This window comes from Kribbella jiaozuonensis (genome assembly GCF_005233875.1).
GTDB lineage: Bacteria > Actinomycetota > Actinomycetes > Propionibacteriales > Kribbellaceae > Kribbella > Kribbella jiaozuonensis.
Map to the genome: position 1 here is coordinate 1,099,179 of NZ_SZPZ01000004.1, position 20,352 is coordinate 1,119,530.

At 68.8% G+C, this 20,352-nt stretch carries 19 protein-coding genes; 6 read left to right on the forward strand and 13 right to left on the reverse strand.

The features are described from left to right. Positions 1 to 355 precede the first annotated feature (355 nt). Positions 356 to 907 carry a hypothetical protein gene (locus tag FDA38_RS31220; protein ID WP_137257673.1) on the reverse strand — a complete coding sequence of 184 codons (552 nt, stop codon included), beginning with the start codon at positions 905 to 907 and terminating at the stop codon, positions 356 to 358. A 489-nt stretch (positions 908 to 1,396) separates the two neighbouring features. Between FDA38_RS31220 and FDA38_RS31225 the strand changes: the two genes are divergently transcribed. After that, positions 1,397 to 1,627 (forward strand): hypothetical protein, encoded by a 231-nt coding sequence (locus FDA38_RS31225; RefSeq protein WP_233715024.1) that lies wholly within the window; start codon positions 1,397 to 1,399, stop codon positions 1,625 to 1,627. 40 nt (positions 1,628 to 1,667) lie between these two features. On the opposite strand, the gene FDA38_RS31230 is transcribed toward FDA38_RS31225, so the two are convergent. After that, the gene (locus tag FDA38_RS31230; protein WP_137257675.1) at positions 1,668 to 2,870 is read right to left on the reverse strand and encodes an acyl-CoA dehydrogenase family protein; all 1,203 of its coding nucleotides are present in this window, start codon (positions 2,868 to 2,870) and stop codon (positions 1,668 to 1,670) included. Further along, positions 2,870 to 4,174, reverse strand: a complete 1,305-nt coding sequence (locus FDA38_RS31235; protein WP_137257676.1) for an acyl-CoA dehydrogenase family protein — start codon at positions 4,172 to 4,174, stop codon at positions 2,870 to 2,872. The genes FDA38_RS31230 and FDA38_RS31235 overlap by 1 nt, the downstream gene beginning before the upstream one ends. A 76-nt stretch (positions 4,175 to 4,250) precedes the next feature. On the opposite strand from FDA38_RS31235, the gene FDA38_RS31240 reads away from it, so the two are divergent. From FDA38_RS31240 to FDA38_RS31255, 4 genes are all read left to right on the forward strand, one after another. Beyond that, complete coding sequence (locus FDA38_RS31240; protein WP_137257677.1) at positions 4,251 to 5,234, forward strand: LacI family DNA-binding transcriptional regulator; 984 nt, start codon at positions 4,251 to 4,253, stop codon at positions 5,232 to 5,234. A 61-nt stretch (positions 5,235 to 5,295) separates the two neighbouring features. Continuing rightward, positions 5,296 to 6,303, forward strand: coding sequence for an alcohol dehydrogenase catalytic domain-containing protein (locus FDA38_RS31245; RefSeq protein WP_137257678.1), 1,008 nt, complete (start codon positions 5,296 to 5,298; stop codon positions 6,301 to 6,303). Beyond that, complete coding sequence (locus FDA38_RS31250; protein WP_137257679.1) at positions 6,300 to 7,262, forward strand: Gfo/Idh/MocA family protein; 963 nt, start codon at positions 6,300 to 6,302, stop codon at positions 7,260 to 7,262. The genes FDA38_RS31245 and FDA38_RS31250 overlap by 4 nt, the downstream gene beginning before the upstream one ends. A gap of 14 nt (positions 7,263 to 7,276) precedes the next feature. Then, positions 7,277 to 8,335, forward strand: a complete 1,059-nt coding sequence (locus FDA38_RS31255) for a class I SAM-dependent methyltransferase (protein WP_137257680.1) — start codon at positions 7,277 to 7,279, stop codon at positions 8,333 to 8,335. Here the strand turns inward: FDA38_RS31255 and FDA38_RS31260 are convergent. Continuing rightward, positions 8,325 to 9,560, reverse strand: a complete 1,236-nt coding sequence (locus FDA38_RS31260; protein WP_137257919.1) for an RNA polymerase sigma factor — start codon at positions 9,558 to 9,560, stop codon at positions 8,325 to 8,327. The two genes, FDA38_RS31255 and FDA38_RS31260, sit on opposite strands and share 11 nt — an antisense overlap. Then, a complete protein-coding gene (locus FDA38_RS31265) occupies positions 9,557 to 9,973 on the reverse strand; it encodes a TIGR03668 family PPOX class F420-dependent oxidoreductase (protein ID WP_137257681.1) in 417 nt (138 codons plus the stop codon). Before FDA38_RS31265 ends, FDA38_RS31260 begins: the two co-directional genes overlap by 4 nt. Here FDA38_RS31265 and FDA38_RS31270 point away from each other — a divergent pair. After that, the gene (locus FDA38_RS31270) at positions 9,857 to 10,123 is read left to right on the forward strand and encodes a response regulator transcription factor (protein WP_137257682.1); all 267 of its coding nucleotides are present in this window, start codon (positions 9,857 to 9,859) and stop codon (positions 10,121 to 10,123) included. The genes FDA38_RS31265 and FDA38_RS31270 overlap by 117 nt on opposite strands. Before the next feature lies 1 nt (position 10,124). On the opposite strand, the gene FDA38_RS31275 is transcribed toward FDA38_RS31270, so the two are convergent. From FDA38_RS31275 to FDA38_RS31310, 8 genes are read right to left on the reverse strand one after another with little or no spacing between them, the layout of a single operon-like run. After that, positions 10,125 to 11,717, reverse strand: a complete 1,593-nt coding sequence (locus FDA38_RS31275) for a phytoene desaturase family protein (protein ID WP_137257683.1) — start codon at positions 11,715 to 11,717, stop codon at positions 10,125 to 10,127. A 2-nt stretch (positions 11,718 to 11,719) separates the two neighbouring features. Then, entirely contained in the window at positions 11,720 to 12,544 is an 825-nt protein-coding gene (locus tag FDA38_RS31280) for an HpcH/HpaI aldolase/citrate lyase family protein (RefSeq protein ID WP_137257684.1), read from the reverse strand. Positions 12,545 to 12,578: 34 nt separating this feature from the next. Then, the gene (locus FDA38_RS31285) at positions 12,579 to 13,766 is read right to left on the reverse strand and encodes a CaiB/BaiF CoA transferase family protein (protein ID WP_137257685.1); all 1,188 of its coding nucleotides are present in this window, start codon (positions 13,764 to 13,766) and stop codon (positions 12,579 to 12,581) included. Next, positions 13,763 to 15,751, reverse strand: coding sequence for an SUMF1/EgtB/PvdO family nonheme iron enzyme (locus FDA38_RS31290; protein ID WP_137257686.1), 1,989 nt, complete (start codon positions 15,749 to 15,751; stop codon positions 13,763 to 13,765). Before FDA38_RS31290 ends, FDA38_RS31285 begins: the two co-directional genes overlap by 4 nt. Then, the gene (locus tag FDA38_RS31295; protein ID WP_137257687.1) at positions 15,748 to 16,647 is read right to left on the reverse strand and encodes a ribokinase; all 900 of its coding nucleotides are present in this window, start codon (positions 16,645 to 16,647) and stop codon (positions 15,748 to 15,750) included. Before FDA38_RS31295 ends, FDA38_RS31290 begins: the two co-directional genes overlap by 4 nt. After that, entirely contained in the window at positions 16,637 to 17,935 is a 1,299-nt protein-coding gene (locus FDA38_RS31300) for an ADP-ribosylglycohydrolase family protein (RefSeq protein ID WP_137257688.1), read from the reverse strand. Before FDA38_RS31300 ends, FDA38_RS31295 begins: the two co-directional genes overlap by 11 nt. Then, on the reverse strand, positions 17,932 to 19,071 hold the full coding sequence (locus FDA38_RS31305) for an ADP-ribosylglycohydrolase family protein (protein WP_233715026.1): 1,140 nt from the start codon (positions 19,069 to 19,071) through the stop codon (positions 17,932 to 17,934). The genes FDA38_RS31300 and FDA38_RS31305 overlap by 4 nt, the downstream gene beginning before the upstream one ends. Further along, complete coding sequence (locus tag FDA38_RS31310; protein WP_137257690.1) at positions 19,068 to 20,348, reverse strand: ABC transporter substrate-binding protein; 1,281 nt, start codon at positions 20,346 to 20,348, stop codon at positions 19,068 to 19,070. Before FDA38_RS31310 ends, FDA38_RS31305 begins: the two co-directional genes overlap by 4 nt. Positions 20,349 to 20,352: the final 4 nt, after the last annotated feature.

Below are 20,352 nucleotides of genomic sequence, written 5' to 3' on the forward strand. Positions count from 1 at the left end.
CTGCGGAATGACCGACGGTGCAGATGAGGGCCGCGCAGCCGGGGCGCCAGGATCGTGGCCATGTTGCCCGCCTCATTGACGTGTCAGGAGGCGGACCCCATTGTGAGTCCAGGCGATCCACCCCGATCCAGGCGCAGGGATGAGTTGCGGGAGAGGCGGCGGCCGCAGCGCGGCGCGGCCAGCTAGCTCCTGGTCCCAGCTGGCACGAGACGCCTAGGCATGTGTGCCCAGCGCCCCTTGTCACAGCCCGGCCAGCTGACGTCACGACCATGGCGCGCGATATGACCTCGATCGTCAAACTGCTCGGCGTCTGCCGCTCGACGATCTACAAGTACCTTCCCGAGCTGGGCCGAGTTCAGTCCTGTTGGGACGGTACTGGACCAGGGGTGGTGGCGACGTCGTCGAGATCCTCGAGATCGTCGAACACGACAACGGCATCTGCGGCGGCGTCACGCAGCTCCGGTAGAACGGAATCGTCTTCAGCGATCAACTCGAGCGCGCCGACCGCTCGGTCGATGATCGACTCGATCCTGGCCAGGGCCTGTTCCATCACCGCAACGCTGACCGGCTCCGAACCGAGTCCGAGCCCTTCGGGACTGAGCTGATCCGCGATGGCGTCGATTCGCCATCGCGCAGCCAGCTGCGGACCGATCGCATCGTCGAGCAGGTCTGTAGCTTCTCGGCAGCTCCGGCTCACAACTGCCGGCACTGCCGGCCCGCCCTCGACCGTGAGAGTCATCGCCGCGATCGCCAAACTGCCGAAGCCCGCGGCTACCAGTGCCTGACGCAACCTGGCCAGTCGCACCACAGCCGGCCCCTCCGCCAACTCGACCCAATCCAGCGTCGCGTCAGCCTCGTCGAACACTGCCACCAGCCGCGCACTCACTACGTCCTCAGACTCGCTCATAACCGGATAGTTCCACCTTTCAGCTCCAGCCGCCTAGGCATCCACGACATCTGCCCTCCGCAAATCGACGTAGGCGAGGCACGTCAGAACGATGATTACTCCGAGCGCTCACGGTTGGTGAGTGTTGCCACCGCGTACCCAAAGTGGATGTCACCGCCGCAGGTGGAGCAGTCGATTTGAGAGTTGCTGATCTCCAGATGCTCCAGCGCTCTGACGGTCGTGGTTCATCGCATCTTGAGCATTACGAGCGGTCGCGAGCGTTCGAGACGAAGGCGCGGACGGTGGACCCGGCCAGTGAGATCCTGTACGAGTCCAAGTGGCGGCTTCATGTGGAGCCTGTGTTCGGGCGGCGGATGGTCAAGAGCATCCTGCCGTCAGAGCTCGCTGTCTGGCTGACCGACATCGTCGGCGCCTATGGGCTGTCGACGATTCAAGAGCGACGGCGCTGCAGGAATGTATGCCCAGCGCCACTACTTTGCCAGTATCACCTTGGCGGACGGGGTCAACATCAAGGAGCTGTCCGAGTATCTCGGGCACTACGATCCGGGATTCACGCTGCAGATGTACACCCATATGCTGCCGTCGTCGTACGACCGCGCCCGCCAGGCTGTCGATCGGCGGCTGGAGCGACTTGCTCGGCGGCTGACGGAGCAGTCACGGAGTAGGGCCGATCGTGGCCGAGATCTCGAGGACCTCGGCCCGGGTCCCGGTCTGCTCTGATCGAAGGTCAGGGCGGACCGGTCATCCCTTAGAAACAAGGCTATTTCAGCTCGGCGGAGGTCTTCCCGAGCAGTCGCCGAGCCACGATCAACTGCTGGATCTGTTGGGTGCCTTCGAAGATGTCGAGGATTTTGCTGTCTCGGGACCATTTTTCGAGGAGTTGGTGTTCGGAGTAGCCGAGGGTGCCGGTTAGTTCTACGCAGCGGAGGGTGACGTCGTTGGCGGTGCGGCCGGCTTTGGCTTTGGCTATGGAGGCTTGGAGGGAGTTGGGTTGGGCGTTGTCGGCCATCCAGGCTGCCTGGAGGGTGAGGAGGTAGGCGGCTTCCCAGTCGGCTTCCATCGAGAGGTACGTCGCGGCTGCGGCGGGCTGTAGATGGACGGGGCGGTCGTAGTCGACCTCTGCGCCGGCCTCGGACAGCAACTCGCGGGTGAGTTCCAACGACGCGCGGGCGCAGCCGACGGCCATCGCGGCCACCAGCGGGCGGGTGTTGTCGAAGGTTTGCATGACGCCGGCGAAACCCTTGTCGATGTCCGCGGTGCCGAGCAGGTTCTCGCGGGGTACGCGGCAGTTGTCGAAGCGGATGGTCGCGGTGTCGGACGCGCGGATGCCGAGCTTGTGTTCGAGCCGTTCGACCGTCATGCCGGGCGTGTCCTGCATGACCACGAACGACTTGATCGCGGCGCGGCCGAGCGTCTTGTCGAGCGTCGCCCACACCACGACAGCGTCGCAGCGGCCGCCGGCGGTGACGAAGATCTTCTCGCCGTTCAGCACGTAGTCGTCGCCGTCGAGCCGTGCGGTCGTCTGGATGTTCGCGGAGTCGGAGCCGCAGTCCGGTTCGGTGATCGCCATCGCGGCCCACACGCCGTCGAACCGCCGCAGTTGCTCGTCCGACGCGACGGATGCGATCGCCGAGTTGCCGAGCCCCTGCCGCGGCATCGACAGCAGCAGTCCGACGTCACCCCAGCACATCTCCATGATCGACAGCACCGACGACAGGTTCGACCCGTTGACGACACCGTCTGCATCGGCCTCAGTACGTCGTACGCCGGAAGCGCCCGCGCCCGAACCGGTGCCTGAGGCCCCTAATCCGTCGACCATCGCGGCCAGCATGTCCAGCTCGACCGGGTACTCGTGCTCGGCCAGGTCGTACCGGCGCGAGTTCGGCCGCAGCATCTCCGCCGCGACCTGGTGCGCCTGGTTCACGAAGGCCCGGAACTTGCGCGGAGTCTCGAGGTTGATCATCAGACCAGCACCGCCCCTTCCATCACGCCGATGGCTCGCAGGTCGCGGTACCAGCGCTCCACCGGATGTTCCTTCACGAACCCGTGCCCGCCGAGCAGTTGTACGCCGTCCGTCCCGATCTGCATGCCCTTCTCCGTGCACAACCGCCGCGCCAGCGCCACCTCGCGGGCGAACGGAAGCCCTTGCGTATCACGCGATCCGGCCCGGTACGTGACCAGCTTCATGCCCTCGAGCTCGATCCCGATGTTCGCCACCATGAACGCCACCGATTGCCGATGACTGATCGGTTCACCGAAGGCCTCACGCGAATTCACGTACGGCGTCACGTAGTCGAGCACCGCCCGCGCCGCACCGAGGGCCAACGCACACCACCCGAGCCGCGACAACCGCACGCACTCCGCGTAATCGTCAAGCGACCCCAACGGCACCGCGGGCACGTCCGTCAGGATCACCCGGCTCAACGACGCAGCCCGCAACCCCATCGACGGCTCCGCCTCGATCACCACGCCCGGATGATCCGCCTCCACAACGAACAACCCGGGCCCAGCATCCGTCTGCGCCCCGATCACGAACAGCTCCGCCTCCGCGCCCCGCGGTACGAGCGACTTCACGCCGTTCAGCAGCCCGCCCGTGTACCGCGTGCGCAGCGCGAACGGGTCGAACACCGGCCGCGGCTCGACCAGCGCCAACGCCGCCGCCGGCACGGTCTGGCCAGTGAACGCCGGCAGGTACGTCGCCTGCTGCGTCTCATCGCCCCACAACGAGATCGCCGTACTCACCGCGGACGGCGCCAGACACGCGACCGCCTGCCCCATGTCGCCATGAGCGAGAGCCTCGGCCACGAGTACGCCGGTCATCGCGGACCGCTCGGTGACGATCCCGCCGAGCTCCTCCGGTACTTCGATCAGACTCAGCCCGAGCTCGGCCGACGACTCCAGCACCTTGGCCTCCGTCGCGCACGCCGTGTCGGCCGCACCGGCAGCCGGCCGCAGTACGTCGGCGGCAAAGTCCCGCACGACCTCGACCATCATCTGCTGGTCCTCGGTCGGCGTCAGGTCGAACCGACCGGTCCCCCGAGCGGCAGGCAGCCGCGACGGCGCGGCCAGCTTCGAGACAGCCGAGAACCGCCGGGACACCGCACCAGCCGTCCGGAATCCGGTCTTGGTCGCCTCGAACACCGCCCGCTCGGCCGGCTTCCGCAGCCCGAACCGGTCGATCGCCCGCGACCGGGCCAGCTTGTTGAGCAGGGCCACGCCGACCCCGATCGCGTCCCGGCGCCCACGGGTCTTCTGCTGAAGGCTCATACCACCAACTGTAAACCGAAGTTACAACCCAGGTCACGCTGGTAGCCTGACCCGACCGGTCCGAAGGAGCGCAGCAGTGGCGGTCAGCATGTCCGACGTGGCCCGCCACGCGGGCGTGTCGCAGCGCACCGTGTCGAACGTGGTGAACAACTACGTCCACGTCTCCCCCGCCACCCGCGCCCGTGTCCAGGCCAGCCTCGACGCGCTCGGCTACCGTCCGAACACCGCCGCCCGCCGCCTGCGCACCGGCCGCACCGGCACCGTCACCCTGGCCGTCCCGACTTTCCGCGAGCGGTACTTCGCCGACCTCGCCGAAGCCGTCATCGCGGCCGCCCGCGACCGCGGTACGACGATCCTCGTCGAGACCACCGGCGGCCGTCACGACCTCGAGGTCGAGCTGCTTCGCGGTGGCAGCGACGTCCTCACCGACGGCGTGATCATGAGCGCGGTCTCGCTCAGCCGCACGGACCAGCGCAGTACGCACCCGGTCGTCCTGGTCGGCGACCGCGAGCCCGGCAGCGCGATCGACCACGTCGGTATCAAGAATCGCGAGGCAGCGCAGGCGGCCGTGACGCATCTGCTCGACACCGGCCGACGGCGGATCCTCCTGCTCGGCGCGAACCACGGCCCGCGACGCTCGTACCAACTGCGTCGCCAGGGATACCAGGCCGCACTGAAGAAGCACGGCATCGACCTCGACCCGGCGCTGATCGTGGACTGCGACTGGACCACCGCCGCGGCCGCCGACGCGATCGCCCGCACCTACGACCGACTGCGCCCCGACGGAATCTTCGCGATGAACGACTCCGCCGCCCTCGGCGCCCTCCGAGCGCTGCAGCGCAACACCATCGACGTACCGGGCGACGTGTCGGTCATCGGCTTCGACGACATCGTCGAGTCCAGCCTGTCGACCCCGACGCTCAGCACGATCGCACCGCTGCTCGACGACATCGCGAGCACCGCGCTCGACCTCCTCGACGAGCAGCTGGACGACGATCACGTCCCGCAACACCGGATGGCCGGCTACGAACTCCGCGTCCGAGAGAGCACCACCCGCTGACAGAACCCGTGCCGGACAACCTCTTGTGGGCAGGATTTGCTACGTAGTAAATTCCGGCAGCATGACGCGTACCGCCCTCGCCCCCAGCTTCACCGGCGCCGGAAAGATCGAGTTCGCGGACCACGAGTACCCGGACCCCGGCCCCGGCCAACTCCTCCTCGCCGTCCAGGCCAACGCCCTCTGCGGCACCGACCGACACCAGTACTACGACGGCTCGTCCGTCGTACCCGGACACGAAGCCGCCGGCACCGTCCTGCAGGCCGGCGAAGGAACCAGCACGGCCGTCGGCACCCGCGGAGCCGTGTTCCTGATGGACTTCTGCGGCGAGTGCCGCAGCTGCCAACTGAACGCCACCAACCAGTGCCTGGCCAAGCGCGCCGACATGGGGTTCACCCACGACGGCGGCTACGGCCCGTACGAGTTGGTGCACGAGTCGAACTTCTTCCCGGTCACCGACGACATCGAGATCGGCAACGCGACGATGCTGCTCGACGTGATGGGTACGAGCAGCCACGCGATCGGCCGGGCGGCACTGGTCAGACCAGACGTCGAGAGCGTGTACATCGCGGGTGCCGGCCCGATCGGTCTCGGCCTGACGGTGATGAGCAAGCTGAAGTACGGCGCCGACGTACCGGTCTACATCTCCGACTTCTCCCGCTGGCGGCTCGACTTCGCGGAGTCGTTCGGCGCGATCCCGCTGCTCGCCGACGACATCTCGGCAGCCGGCAACCCGGATGTCGCGTTCGACGCGTCCGGCAAGGAGTCCGCCCGGCGCGCCGCGCTCGACATCGTCAGCCAGCGCGGCGCGCTGATCTGCGTCGGCCACGGCGAATCGCTCACGATCGACGTGTCCAGCGATCTGATCGCCCCCGAGCACGCCATCCTCGGCAGCGAGTACTTCCGGTACGACGAGATGCCCGGCAACCTCGCGCTTCTGTCGGACCACCAGGAACTCATCGGAAAGGTGATCAGCCACCGCTTCCCGGTCTCGGAGATCGGCGACGCGTTCGAGCTGTTCATGGCCGGCGAGACCGGCAAGGTGGTCGTCACGCAGGACGGCGCCGCATGAGAGTCGCGGTGGTCGGCGCCGGCGGTTGGGGCGAGCACCACGCGCGCATCTTCTCCCGCCGCGAGGACACCGAGCTGGTCGGCATCTTCGGCCGTACGCCGGACCGCACGCGGGCGCGAGCCGAGCGGTACGGCACCACGCCGTACACCGATCTCGACGAGATGCTGCGCAACGCGCAGCCCGAGCTCGTTACAGTCTGCCTGCCGAACGAGGACCACTACGACATCACGCTGAAGCTGGTACGCACCGGCGTACCGCTGCTGGTCGAGAAGCCGCTCGTGTTCGACCTCGCCGAGGCGGACAGCCTGCTCGCGGAAGCCGGCGACAACTTCTTCGCGATCAACTTCAACCACCGGTACGCCGAACCCGTGCAGCGCGCGAAGGCACTCATCGACGCCGGCGAGCTCGGCGACCTCGTCTTCGCAACCTGGCGCTTCGGCGGCGAGGCGAACCACGGCAACTCCCCGCACGCGAACCTGATCGAGACCCAGTGCCACGGATTCGACATGCTGGAGCAACTGGTCGGACCAGTGGCCTCAGTAGCCGCGCAGATGACCGACAAGACGTACGGCGCGTTCAGCACGGTCGCGCTCGCACTCGACTTCGAGAACCGCGCGGTCGGCACGATGCTCGGCACGTACGACTCGTCGTACGCCTATCCCGACACCCAGCGGATCGAGATCAACGGCACGGCGGGCCGACTCGTCATCCACGACACGGTTCGCGCGCTGACGTTCCAGAAGGCCGGCGACCCGATCGAGCAGCGCTGGCACTCGACGTACTTCGACGACGAGTCGCGCAACTTCGCCGGCACCTTCGACCGCCACGTCGACGCGATCCTCACCGCACTGCGCAACGGCGAGCAACCACCCGTCCACGCGGGCGCCGGCCGCCGCGCCCTGCAGTTGGCGCACGCCGCGATCGAATCCCATGAGACGGGACGCCGCGTCCTGACCTAAGTACGATCCAACCCATGGACCGGACCAACGCACTCGTCGAGCGGATCTTCCGGAACGCCGGGGCCGCACTCGAGCTCTACTCCATCTACCTCGGCGAGCGCCTCGGCCTGTACCGGGCGCTCGCCGACCAAGGCCCGGCGACCTCGGTCGAGCTGGCCGAACGCACCGGCACCAACGAGCGCTACATCCGCGAGTGGCTCGAGCACCACGCCGCCAGCGATCTCCTCGACGTCGACGACGTCACAGCAGCTCCGACCGAACGGCGCTACACCCTGCCGCCCGAGCATGTCTCGGTGCTGGCCGACGAGGACGACCTCAATTACCACGGCTACAAGGGTGTCGAGCTCGCCAGGGCGGCCCGGATGCTCCCCGATCTGGTCGAGGCGTACCGCACCGGCGACGCCCCGCCGCACCAGCCGTGGGAGCCCGAGGGACGGGCCGAGTTCAACCGCCCGACGTACCTGAACCTGCTGGGCAAGGAGTGGCTGCCCGCCATCCCCGAGATCGACGAGCGCCTCCGCGCCGATCCGCCGGCCCGGGTGGCCGACTTCGCCTGCGGCACCGGCTGGTCCTCGATAGCGATGGCCCAGGCCTACCCCAACATCACCGTCCACGGCGTTGACCTCGACGCAGACGCCATCACCGCCGCCCAACGCCACGCCCACGAAGCAGGACTGGACGATCGGGTGAGCTTCTCGGCGGCCAACGCATCCGACCAGTCAGGTCAGTTCGACCTGGTCACCATCCTCGAAGCCCTGCACGACATGTCCCACCCGGTCGATGCCCTCAGCACAGCCCGCCAGATGCTGGCCCCCGGCGGTTCGGTCCTGATCCTCGACGAGCTGGTCGAGGACCAGTTCACCGCACCGGCCTCGGATCTCGAGCGCTACCACTACGGCTGGAGCCTGATGTCCTGCCTACCCGACGCGATGGGCGACCCGGACTCAGCCGCGACTGGCGCGCTGATGCGCCCGGACACCCTCCGCCGCTACGCCACCGAGGCAGGATTCACCGAGACGCAGGTCCTCCCCTTCCACACCGACCTGTTCCGCTTCTACCGGCTCATCCCGTGATCGCGTCGGCCTTCGCCTGCAGATAACGCTGCTCGGGGAGGCTCGTCGTACGGCGGGCCGCCGCCAGGTAATGGTCATGAGCCCGCCCAAGATCACCCGCGCGCTCGTAGAGATGGGCGCGGACGGCGTCGAGGCGGTGGGTCTCGGTGATGTTCTTGTCGTCCTCGAGCGTCGCCAGCAGGTCGAGACCCGCCTGCGGACCCTCGACCTGCGAGAGCGCGATCGCCCGGTTGAGCGTGACCATCGGGTTCGGCGCGATCTTCTCCAGCACCAGGTACAGCGAGAGGATCTGCCGCCAGTCCGTCTCGTCCGCGCTCGGCGCCTCCGCATGTACGGCGGCGATCGCGGCCTGCAGCTGGTACGGCCCGAGCCCGCCCTGCTGCAGCGTGTGCAGGATCAGGTCGGCGCCCTCGGTGATCTGCGCGCGGTCCCACAACGACCGGTCCTGCTCGTCGATCGGCACCAGACCGCCGTCCGCGGTCGTGCGTGCCGCCCGGCGCGAGTCGGTCAGCAACATCAACGCCAACAGGCCCGCGGTCTCGCCGTCGTCGGGCAGCGCCGTACGCAGCATCCGCGCCAGCCGGATCGCCTCCGCAGTCAGCTCGACCCGCTGCAGCTCCTCCCCCGAGCTCGCCGTGTAACCCTCGTTGAAGATCAGGTACAGCACCTGCAGTACGACGCGCAGCCGCTCGGCCCGCTCCGACTCCGGCGGCATCGCGAACCGGCTCCCCGCCGCCTTGATGCTCTTCTTCGCGCGGCTGATCCGCGGCGCCATCGTTGCCTCCGGCACCATAAACGCACGGGCGATCTCCGCCGTCGTCAGACCACCGACCGCCCGCAACGTCAACGCGACCTGCGACGCCGGCGTCACCGCCGGATGGCAGCACAGGAACAGCAACGTCAACGTGTCATCGGCATCCGGCGCATCGTCGACATCGGCGCCCGGGGCAACCAACTCCTCCGGCCCTGCCATCGCCGCGACGCTGTCCTCACGCCGCCGCCGCGCACTCTCGCTCCGAAACGCATCCGTCAACCGCCGCGTCGCAACGGTGATCAACCACCCCCGAGGATTCGCCGGTACGCCGTCAACCGGCCACTGCGTCGCCGCCGCCAGCAATGCCTCCTGTACGGCGTCCTCGCACAAGTCGAACTGCCCGTGGCGCCGAGCCAAGAACCCCAGCACCTGCGGCGCCAACTCCCGCAACAACCCGTCCACCACGGTCAGTCCTCCCCTCGATACGCCCACCCCGACCACCCGTCAACACGGATCGCGATCACCGGACCACGCGGCGGATCCGCCTCGTACTGCGGGTACTTCGCCGCCAGCAACCCGACTGCCGCCGCATCCGAGGCCAGCACCCGCGCGACCCCGTCGACCCGTACCCACCACAGATGCGTCCAGTCCTCGTCGTACTCGTCGACCAGCACCGCGACCCGCTCGTTCGACGCTATGTTCCGCAATCGTTTCAAGTCCGTCGTCGACTTCGGCTTCTGGTCGATGCCGATGAACAGCTCGTCCGCATGGACAACGTACGTCACCGGTACGACGTGCGGCCGCAGGTCCGGGCCGACGGTCGCGAGACGTCCTACCCGCGCTGCCGCCACCCGAGCCCTGCAGCCTGCTTCGTCGAGTCGCACACTCCGACCCTAGCGGCTGACCAGCGCCGGCTCGGCCTCAGCCAGAAGACGGTCCGCAACTACGTCTCGAACATCCTCGCCAAGCTGCACGCGCGCGACCGCACCCGTCTCCTCGTCATCGCGCGGGAGGCGGGCTATCGCGAAACCTGAGTCAGCGTTGCAGGCGGCGAAGAGCAGCGGTCGGGAGCGTGCGGGTGACAGGACCCAGGAGCGAGGCGTCGCGGAGCGCAGTACGGGCGGCGAGATGGCCGCAGGCGCCGTGGACTCCACCGCCGGGGTGGATGGCGGAGCTGCCGAGGTACAGGCCGGTGACGAAAGTGCGGGCGCTGCCGAGGCCGATGGTCGGGCGGAAGACGAGTTGCTGGTGCAGCTGCATCGTGCCGCCGCCGAGCGCGCCGAAACCGAGCGCAGCGTTGCCAGATTCGAGGGCCGACGGGCGCTGCAACTCGCGATCGATGACCAGGTCGCCGAAGCCCGGAGCGTATCGCTCGATCGCGCGCTCCATCCGGCCGGCCAGCTTCTCCGCGGCCGCGTCCTCGGCGATCCCGCGCGGCAGATGCGAGTACGCCCAGACCGCCTCGGTGCCCTCGGGCGACCGGGTCGGATCGGACTTCGTGGTCTGCCCGATCAGCAGGAACGGCTGCGCCGGAACCCGCCCGGTGTCGAGATCCGCGGACACATGCACGAGATCGTCAGCGGTCCCAGCGAGGTGTACGACGCCGGCCGACCGCGCCTCCGCCGACTTCCACGGGATCGGCCCGCTCAGCCGGAAGTTCAGCTTGACCGTCGGATAGTCCCACTCGAACCGCTCGTCCAGATCGCGTCGCAGCCCGGCCGGAATGAGTGCCTCCGGCAACAACTCGCCGTACAGCGCCGGTGCGGACGTATCCGCGATGACCGCGCGGGTGACCGAGACGGTCTCACCGGATGCCGTGTGTACGGCGGTCACGCGGCCCGCGGACACCTCGACGCGTGTCACCGGCGTACCCGGGACCAGCAACACTCCGGTGCGCTCGGCACGTCGTACCAAGGCGCCCGAGAAGGCCGACGATCCGCCCGTCGCGACCGGGTAGCCGACGTCCTGCGCCAGCATCGCGAGCAGCCAGCCCATCGTCCCGCTGACGCTGCCCGACAACGGCGCGTCGGCATGCAGTGAGTTCCCCGCGATGATGGCCGGCCCGTGCCGCCCGTCGAACAGCTCCTGCCCCATCCGGTGCATCGGCATCGCCATGAACCGCGCGAACCGCAGCAACTCCCCCGCCGAACCCAGCTTCCGCGCCAGCTTCAGCCCCGGCACGACAGGCGGCCAGGTCGTGAGCAACGCGTTCAGCAACGGCTCGCGGATCGACACGTACTGCTGGTACAGCCGCAGCCAAGCGTCACCGTCGCCAGGGTGCTCGGCGCCGAGCGACTTCGCGGTGTCCTCGGGATCCCGGTGGATCGCTGCCGCAGCGCCGTCCTCGTCGAGCAGATGGACCAGCGGCAGCGGCGCGTTCGACCATTTCAGGCCGAACTTCTCCAGCTCCAGCGCCCGCATGACCGGCGACGCGACCCCGAGCGGGTAGTTCGAACTGAAACGATCGCTGATCCAGCCGCCCTCCTCGGTCGACCGGACCGCACCGCCGAACGTGTCGGCGGCCTCCAGCACCAGGACGTCCCAGCCTGCGTCGGCAAGCGTGATCGCGCTCACGAGCCCGTTCGGCCCCGAACCGATCACCACGGCATCAACCCTGCGCGGCAGCATGCCTACGACCTTAGCTCGATCTCCCGGATCAGAGCCGTGACCTCCCGGGCGCGCCCGATCATTGCCGGATCGACCATCCGCCCGTCCGGCAGGACGATCACGCCGCCGCGCTCGACATCGGCCTTCTCCACGGCCGCGAGCAGGGCCTCCGCCTCGGCCACCTGCGCATCCGTAGGGGTGAACGCCTCGACGATCGTGGTGAGCTGTCGCGGGTGGATCGCCGTCCGGCCGACGAAGCCCAGCATCCGCCCCTCCAACGACGTACGCCGGAGCCCGTCGAAGTCGTCGACCCGCGGGTACACCGACATCATCGGTGCGCCCAGCCCGGCTGCCCTCGACGCCGACACCAGCCGGCCGCGGGACCACGCCAGCCCGGCCGCGTCGTCCACCCCGAGCGCACTCGACAGATCCGCCTCGCCCAGCGCGACTGCGACCATCCGCGGGTCCGCGGTGGCGATCTCGAACGCGCGCTCGACCCCCAGCGGCGACTCGATCAGCGCGGTGATCCTTGCCGACGGCACCTTCTCCAGCACGGCCCGCACCTCGGCCGCGCTCTCCACCTTCGGCAGCCGGATCCGGACCGCCGGTACGGCGGAGATCGCGGCCAGGTCGTCCTCGATCCACGGCGTCCCGAGCGCGTTCACCCGGATCTCGACCGGCCCGTGCGCGTTCGCCGCGATCCAGGCGACCGCCCACCCGCGCGCATCCGCCTTGGCGTCGACCGGTACGGCGTCCTCCAGGTCGAACACCACCAGATCGGGGCCCGCGGCAACAGCTTTCGCGAACCGGTCCGGCCGGTTGGCCGGAACATACAGTGCCGTCAGCACTCTGAACGCCCCCTCCAGGCCATTACCACACGGACTACACGACCCCGGCAGCCCGCAGCGCAGCAAGCTGGTCAGGGGTGACGCCGATCTCTGCGAGCACCTCGTCGGTGTTCGCGCCGTGCGGCCCGCCGGCCCAGCGGATCGAACCCGGCGACTCGGACAACCGGAACAGCACGTTCTGCATCTGCACCGGCCCGCCGAGCTCGTCGTCGTCGACGCTGACGATCGTCCCGAGTGCGGCGTACTGCGGATCGCTCATGATCCCGCGGATGTCGTGCACCGGCCCGACCGCGGCCTCGGCCTTCTCGAACTCCTCCATCACGAGCTCCAACGGCCGCGCCGCGATCCACGAACCGACCGCGTCGTCGAGCTCGTCGGCGTGCTCGGCCCGCTCCCGCCCGGTCGCGAACCACGGCTCCGCGACCAGATCCGCACGCCCGACCAGCGTCACCACCCGCTCGGCGATGCTCTGCGAACTTGTCGACACGGCGACCCATCGACCATCCGCGGTCCGGTACACGTTCCGCGGCGCGTTGTTCGACGACCGGTTCCCCAGCCGCGGCTGCACATACCCGGTCTGCTGGTACGCCGTGATGCCGCCGCCGAGCATCATCAGGATCGGCTCGATGATCGCCATGTCGATCACCTGCCCCGCACCGGAGCGATCCCGCTCGCGCAACGCAACCAGAACGGCGTACGCCGTGGCGAGCGCGGTGATCCCGTCCGCGAGACCGAACGGCGGCAGCGTCGGCGGACCGTCCGGCTCACCGGTGACCGCCGCGAACCCACTCATTGCCTCGGCCAACGATCCGAATCCGGGCCGTCGCGACCACGGCCCGACCTGCCCGAACGCCGTCACCCGCGCGATCACCAGCCGCGGATTCGCCTCCAGCAACACGTCCGGCCCGAGACCCCAACGCTCCAACGTCCCTGGCCGGAAGTTCTCGACCAGCACATCGTTGGACCTGACCAGGTCGAGGAACACGTCCCGGCCGCGGGACAGGTCGAGGGTCGCGAGCCGCTTGTTCCGTCCGAGGGTCTTGAACCACAGCCCGACGCCGTCCTTCGAAGCGCCGTGCGTCCGCGCGGCATCGGGCCGCGACGGATGCTCGATCTTCGTCACGTCGGCGCCGAAGTCACCGAGGAAGGTCGCTGCCAGCGGTCCCGCGAACAGCGTCGCCGCCTCGAGCACCTTCACACCGTCAAGAGGAGCAGACCTCATCCCGCACACCTGAAGCCGATGGTCTCCGAGCGATCGAGACCACCTCCGGTCAGCACCAGCTTGAAGCTGACCTCCGGCCGCTGCGGCCCGCCGTCGGCGTACCAATCGGAGCCCTTGGCAACATAATGCGAACCGCCCTTGAGAATGCAGAACCGGCTGCGGCCGTCGCGGTACTCGCTCTCGGTCAGGTTCCACACCAATGGCTCGCGGCGCTCGAAGCCTTCGACAGCTGCCGCGACCTGCCACTCGTCCTCGGTCGGCAGCCGGCCGCCACGCCACGCGGCGTAGGCCCGCGCGTCCGGGAGGTCGACGTACGTCACCGGGTGGTCCTCGGTCCCTGGGACCGGCGCGCCCTCGACCCAGTGCTTCAGGAATCGGTTCGCGACCACCGGTCGATAGCCGGTCGCCTTGAGGAACTCGGAGTACTCCGCGTTGCTCACCTCGCGCACCGCGACCGAGATGCCGGACAGCTCGACCTCGCGCTTCACGCTCTGCATGTCGTGCAGCCGTGGCGGCAGCGGCTTCCACTCCTCGACGTACGGCGCTGTGTCGTACAACCCGGTCTCGCGCCGCCGATGCCGAACGATCAACGTCCGCTCCCCGGCCGGCACGTCGACCGTCGCACCGATGTCTGCGCTACCTGAAACCGCGGGCACCGCGACCGGCTCGGCCGGGCGCATCGGGAACGCCGACTCACGCACATGCGCCCGCGGCATCGTGCCCAGCCGGCGTGCGGTCGCCCGGCAGGATGCGCCCGCGGTCGCGCCGACCCGGACGATGCCGGCCACGCCACGCCCCGGCACGACCAGATGGACACCCTCGTCGTCCGAGGTGATCGGGACGCCCGACGTCACGTCGTACCAGTCGCCGACCTGGTCCTCGGAGCGCAGCACGATGCCGTCGAAGTCCTCCTCGTCGCGGTTGATCAGCGTCCAGAAGGTGATGTCGGCGAGATCGAACCGGGACCCGTAGACGCCGTGGTCGCGGGCCTTCTCCGGGATCTCCGGCGTCAGCTGGATCCAGTCGCCGTCGATCAGCACCGGCGCGAACGCGCGCTGAGCGGCGACCATCCGGCGCAGTGTCGCGCGGTCGCGGGCGTTCCAGCCGACCCACGCCGAGAACACCGACTCCCAGACCAGCATGCCGACGCCGTTCACCCAGGCGGACTGCAGCTCGTCGCTGTGGTCGCGGTTCCACCGGCGGGTGTGGTGCATCATGTGCCGGCGCTCGAACAGGTGCGCGCGCAGTACGCCCGGCGCGTCCGTGTCCGCGAACCACTGCGCCCAGGACAGCGCGTGGTCCGCGATCCTTGCCATCGGCAACCGTGACTCGCCCTCGAACGCGATCGCCGGGTTCGCCTGCCGGAGCGCGCGGGTGAAGGCCGGATCACCTTCCTTGAGCGTGTCCAGGAAGACGCCGTCGACGGCGAAGTCGGTCACCAGCGCCGCGAACTCGTCAGCGTCGGAGCGTGCCGCGCGGCGGGTGCCGACGTCCCACGGGTTGTAGTCGAAGAACACCTTCAGGCCGAGCCGGTGCAGGTCGTCGATCAACGCCCGCAGCCCCGGCACGTCCCGGTAGAAGTCGAACTGGTTCCGGTCGTCGATCCCGATCACCGGGTACGCGTGCCAGAGCACGATCGCGTCGTGCCCGCCGAACTCGTCGAGCCCGTGCTGGACGAACTTCTCCGGCGTGAACTTCCCCGTCCGTACGTCGTACAGCAGGTCGTCCCAGAGCCAGACCAGCGCCACCGAGTATGCCGTCTGGGTCCAGTCGCGACCGGGCTGGTCGTAGTGCGAGCCGTCGTACCGCGTCCGCTCGATCGCGCCGAACCGCCACTCGGCCAGCTTGGCGCGCCAGCGCGGCAGATCGCCCGGGTCCTCCGGAGCGCCGAGGATCTTGGCGTCGTCCAGGAAGGACAGATCGGTCCCGAGACCCAGGTCGACCCTTGCAGGCAGATCGATGGGCCGCGGTTCGAGCGGATTCACAGGTACACCTCCGCATAACGCGCGTCGATTGCATCCCCGTGAGGCACCGAGGAGATCGCCCCCGCGGCTTGAACACTTAATGAAGCAGCAACGTTAGCGCGTCGGACCGCGTTCGTCAGGTCGCTTCCGGTGATCGAGTCGTTAGCTGACACGGCAGCTAATGCCGCTGCCAGCACACCGCAGAAGGTATCGCCCGCGGCGGTCGTGTCGACTACCTCGACAGATACGCCAGGAACCGCAATTTCGTCGGCGTCCCGGGTCAGGACGACCGCACCCTCGCCGCCGAGTGTCACGATCGCGGCCGGCACCTTCTTCAGCAGCGCGGACCGGTCCGGACCGCCGACCACCTCGGCCTCGGTCTCGTTCACCACCAGCAGGTCGACCTCGGCGAGCAGTTCGTCGGAGAGGTCCGCGGCCGGAGCCGCGTTGAGGATGAAGTACGTCGAGGCCGCGGCCGCCGCCTGCACCGTGGAGAACGGGATCTCCAATTGGGAAAGCACGATTTTCGCTTGTCCGATTGCGGCCAGCGCATCGGCGGACAGAGTCAGCTCGCCGTTCGCGCCGGGCGCGACCACGATCGAGTTCTCGCCGCTCTCCTCGACCGTGATGATCGCCGTACCGGTCGGGGCGTCGCTGGTCGTCGCCAGCGAGAGGTCTACCCCGGAGCCGCCGAGCGCGTCGCGTAGCAGTGCGCCGCCGTCGTCGGCACCGAGCGCGACGACCATCGCAGTCCGTGCACCGGCCCGCGCCGCGGCGACGGCCTGATTGGCCCCCTTACCGCCCGGACCACGGCTCATCACCCCCGCGAGAACGGTCTCGCCGGGGCGCGGAATGCGCTGGACCGGTAACACCAGATCCACGTTCGCACTGCCTACTACGACAACCTCAGGCTGCACCCCGCGACACCTCCACAGTCCTAGCCGCCAGTTCGTCGATCGCGATCTGGTTCATTCCCGGGAGACTTGTGGTCACCCGGTTGTCCAGTGGTGTGGACCACTCTGCCGGAACCCCGCGCGTGGCGCCAAACACAGCGCCCACCGTGGCGCCGGCCGAGTCGGTGTCCCAGCCGCCCATCACCGCACGACCGATCGCGGTGCTGAAATCCTGAGCTGTCAGCGCGTACGCCGTGAGTGCGGTGTTGTTCACCGCGTGCACCCAATGCAGGTCGCCGTACTCCGCGTGCAACGCGTCCAGCGCATCGTCGAGCTCGGCGTCCGCGAGCGTGAGACCGAAGCGGACGGCGCGAGCGATCGCACCCTGCCCGTTGACCACCTCGAGTCCGGCAACGGCCGCCTTGACCGGATCTTCGAGGACCAGAGCGGCCGCCGACATCGCCGCTACCCACAGTGCGCCATCAACCCCGGCGCCGGTGTGGCTCAGCCGGGCGTCGACGAGGGCGAGCCGGGCTGCCGCCGTACGGTCACCGGGGTGTGCCCAGCCGTAGGCGTCGGTGCGGATCTGCGCGCCGATCCATTCGCGGAACGGGTTCCCGACGACAGCCGCGCGGGCCGGGTCGACACCTTCGAGAAGGTTGCGGTAGGCAACACGTTCGGCGGTGAACACGCGTCCGGCCGGCAGGTCGTTCAGCCAGCTCTGCGCGACGTCCTCGGTGGTCAGACCAGGCCCGTACCGCTCCATCATCAGCAGGGCGAGGATGGCGAAGTTGATGTCGTCGTCCTCGGGCATCCCGTTGATGACCTCGCGCAGGCTGTTCACCTTCGACCGCCGGTTCCACGGCCACCGCAGCTGCACGTCCTCCGGCACGCCGACGGCAGTGATGTACTGCGTGAGCGGCCACTGCCCCGAGCCGGCGAGGATCTCCCGGATGCCCTCCCGCGGGATCTTCTCGACCGGCTTGCCGAGCAGGTTGCCCGCACACCGGCCGAGCCACGCGTTCAACGTCCGCGCCTCGAGTTCGACCGGCTCGCCGAGGGACGGCAGCTCGGGGATCTCCGGCTCGTGCCACTCCGCAGTACGTGCGTCGAGTACGTCGAGCAGCTCACGGGCCAGTGCGCGCAGTGCCGGTGGCGCGGGCTCGGCGGAGGCGCCCGACACGGGGGCGTCCGTCGTACCGCCTGCTGCCAGCCAGCGGGCCTGGACGTCGGTGACGTCCACACCCTCGGACCGCGCCTGGACCAGCTGGTGCGGGAGCAGGTCCTCCGGCTGCACCCAGGTCATTCTCATCGCGTCAAAGTCTCCAGTACTTCGCTACGCCGCGCCCAGCGACGCGCGTCGGCGGCCTGCAGGTCGACGGCCACCGAGGCCATCACCCGTCCCGGCTCGATCAGATCGGTCTTGCTCGCTTCGGCGATGTCGGCGGCCCAGTCCGCGGGTACGCCGTCGCGTCCGCTGAGCGCCCCGGTGATCGCACCGGCCATCGACGCGATCGAGTCCGCGTCGCGGCCGTAGTTCGTACCGCCGAGGACGGCCCGGCGTACATCTCCCTCGGAGACCAGGACGAAACCGAGCGCGACCGGAAGCTCCTCGATCGCCTTGGTCCGGCTCGGACGACGGGCGTCCATGGACAGCTCGCGGTAGTTCGGGCCGACGGTGTCGTAGGGCTCGATCGCCTGGCGCAGCAGGGGAATCGCCTGCTCCCAGTCGGTCACGCCATCGGCCGCTTCGACCACCGCCTCGACGGCCCTCCGAGTGCCGTCCTTGGCGAGCCGCAGAGCCGCCTCCACCGCCGACGCAGCCATTGCCCCGGGCACCATTGCGGCGGCGACGGCGGCCGCGAACACGCCGGCCGCCTCCCGCCCGTAACTCGCCTGATGCGCACCGGCGACGTCCAGCGCCTCGGCGTACGCACCCTCGGGATCGCCCGCGTTGGCGACGCCGACCGGCGCCATGTACATCGCCGCACCGCAGTTGACGATGTTGCCGACGCCGGCCTCGCGCGGATCGACGTGCCCGTAGTGCAGACGGGCGACCAGCCACTTCTCGGCCAGGAACACCCGCTGCAGCAGCAGAGCGTCCGCCTCGAGCTCCGGGACCCAGCGGGTCCCGTCGATCATCTTCGGCACCAGCGACTCGGCGACGGCGTACGCGTCGAGGTGGGTACGGCGTTCGTCGTACACCTCGACCAGCGCGTGCGTCATCAACGTGTCGTCGGTGATGTGCCCGTCGCCCTTGTGGTACGGCGCGATCGGACGCGCCGTCCGCCAGTCGTCGTACCACGGGCCGACGATGCCGGTGACCCAGCCGCCGTGCCGTTCCCGGATCGCCTCCGGGGTCCAGCCCTCGACGGCTCCACCGATCGCGTCACCGACCGCGGAACCGACGAGGGCACCTACCGACTTGCTTTCCAGCTCGGACGTCACTGGTTGACCTGACCCCATCCATCGCTCAGTTTCTTGCCCAACGCGGCCAGATCGGTCTTGTTCGCCAGGTACTCCTGCAGCGCCGGCGTCGCGATCTGGTCCTTCCACTTCGGGTAGTTCTCGACGCTCTGGAACGGCGCCTTGGTCAGTTCGGTGCCGCTGGCAAGCGTCTGCTGCCAGCCGTCCTTGCCGCCGGTGGTCTTGAGGATCGCGTCCCGGGCCGCCTGCGTGGTCGGGATCAGCCAGTCGCCCTGACCGACCGCGGCCAGGTTCTCGGCCTTCATGAAGTAGTCGATGAACTTCGCCGACTGCTCGATGTGCTTGCCCTCGGCCGGCACCGACAGGGTCTGCGGGTTCGCGGCCTGCTTGGTGCTGGTGCCCTTCAGCGGCGGCAGCACCTCCCACTGGAAGGTCTTCGGCGCCTCCTCGAGGATCTGCTGCGCGACGTAGTTGCCGGCCACAATCATCGCGTACTTGCCGGCGTAGAACCCGGGCAGTACGTCGGAGGCGGCCTGCGTCAGCGAGGTCGGGTCGATCGACTTGTCGTCGTACGCCATCGCGTGGATCCGCTTCGGCACCTCGAGCTCCGGGTCGCCGATCGTTGCCTTGGCGTCCTTACCGGTGCCGTCGAAGAACTTCCCGTCGAAGTTCATCCCGAGGTTCAGCACGGTCGCGGTCGGGCTCTTCAGGCCCCAGCCGAGTCCGTACTTGCCGGCCGCGGTCAGCTTCTTCGCGTCGGCGGCCAGGTCGTCCCAGGTGAGCGAGTCACCGGTCGCGCTGATCCCGGCCTGCTTGAGCAGCGCGGAGTTGCCGAGGACGACGTACGACTGCATCAGCGTTGGTGCGCCGTAGATCTTGCCGTCGTTCGAGACCGTGTCCCAGACACCCTGCGGGACGGCGTCCTTGGTTCCCTGGCTCAGGTACGGCGAGAGGTCCGCGAGGTACCCCTGGTTGATGAAGCCGGTGATGTCGGCGGACTCGTCGTGGATGATGTCCGGCGCGGTCCCGCCCTGGAACTGGGTGACCAGCTGGTCGTGCACGGAGTCCCAGCTGCCCTGGACATACTCGACCTGGATGTTCGGGTTCGCGGCGTTCCAGTCGGCGACGATCTTCTTGGTCGCGGCCACCGTCGTCTTCTGGAAGGCGAGGCTCTGGAACTTCAGCGTCACCTTCTCGTCGGACGAACCCGAACTGTTGTTGTCGTTGCTGTTGCCCCCACACGCGGCGAGCGTCACCAGCGCACCCGCCGCGAGCAACGCGGTCAGTACCTTCTTCATTACC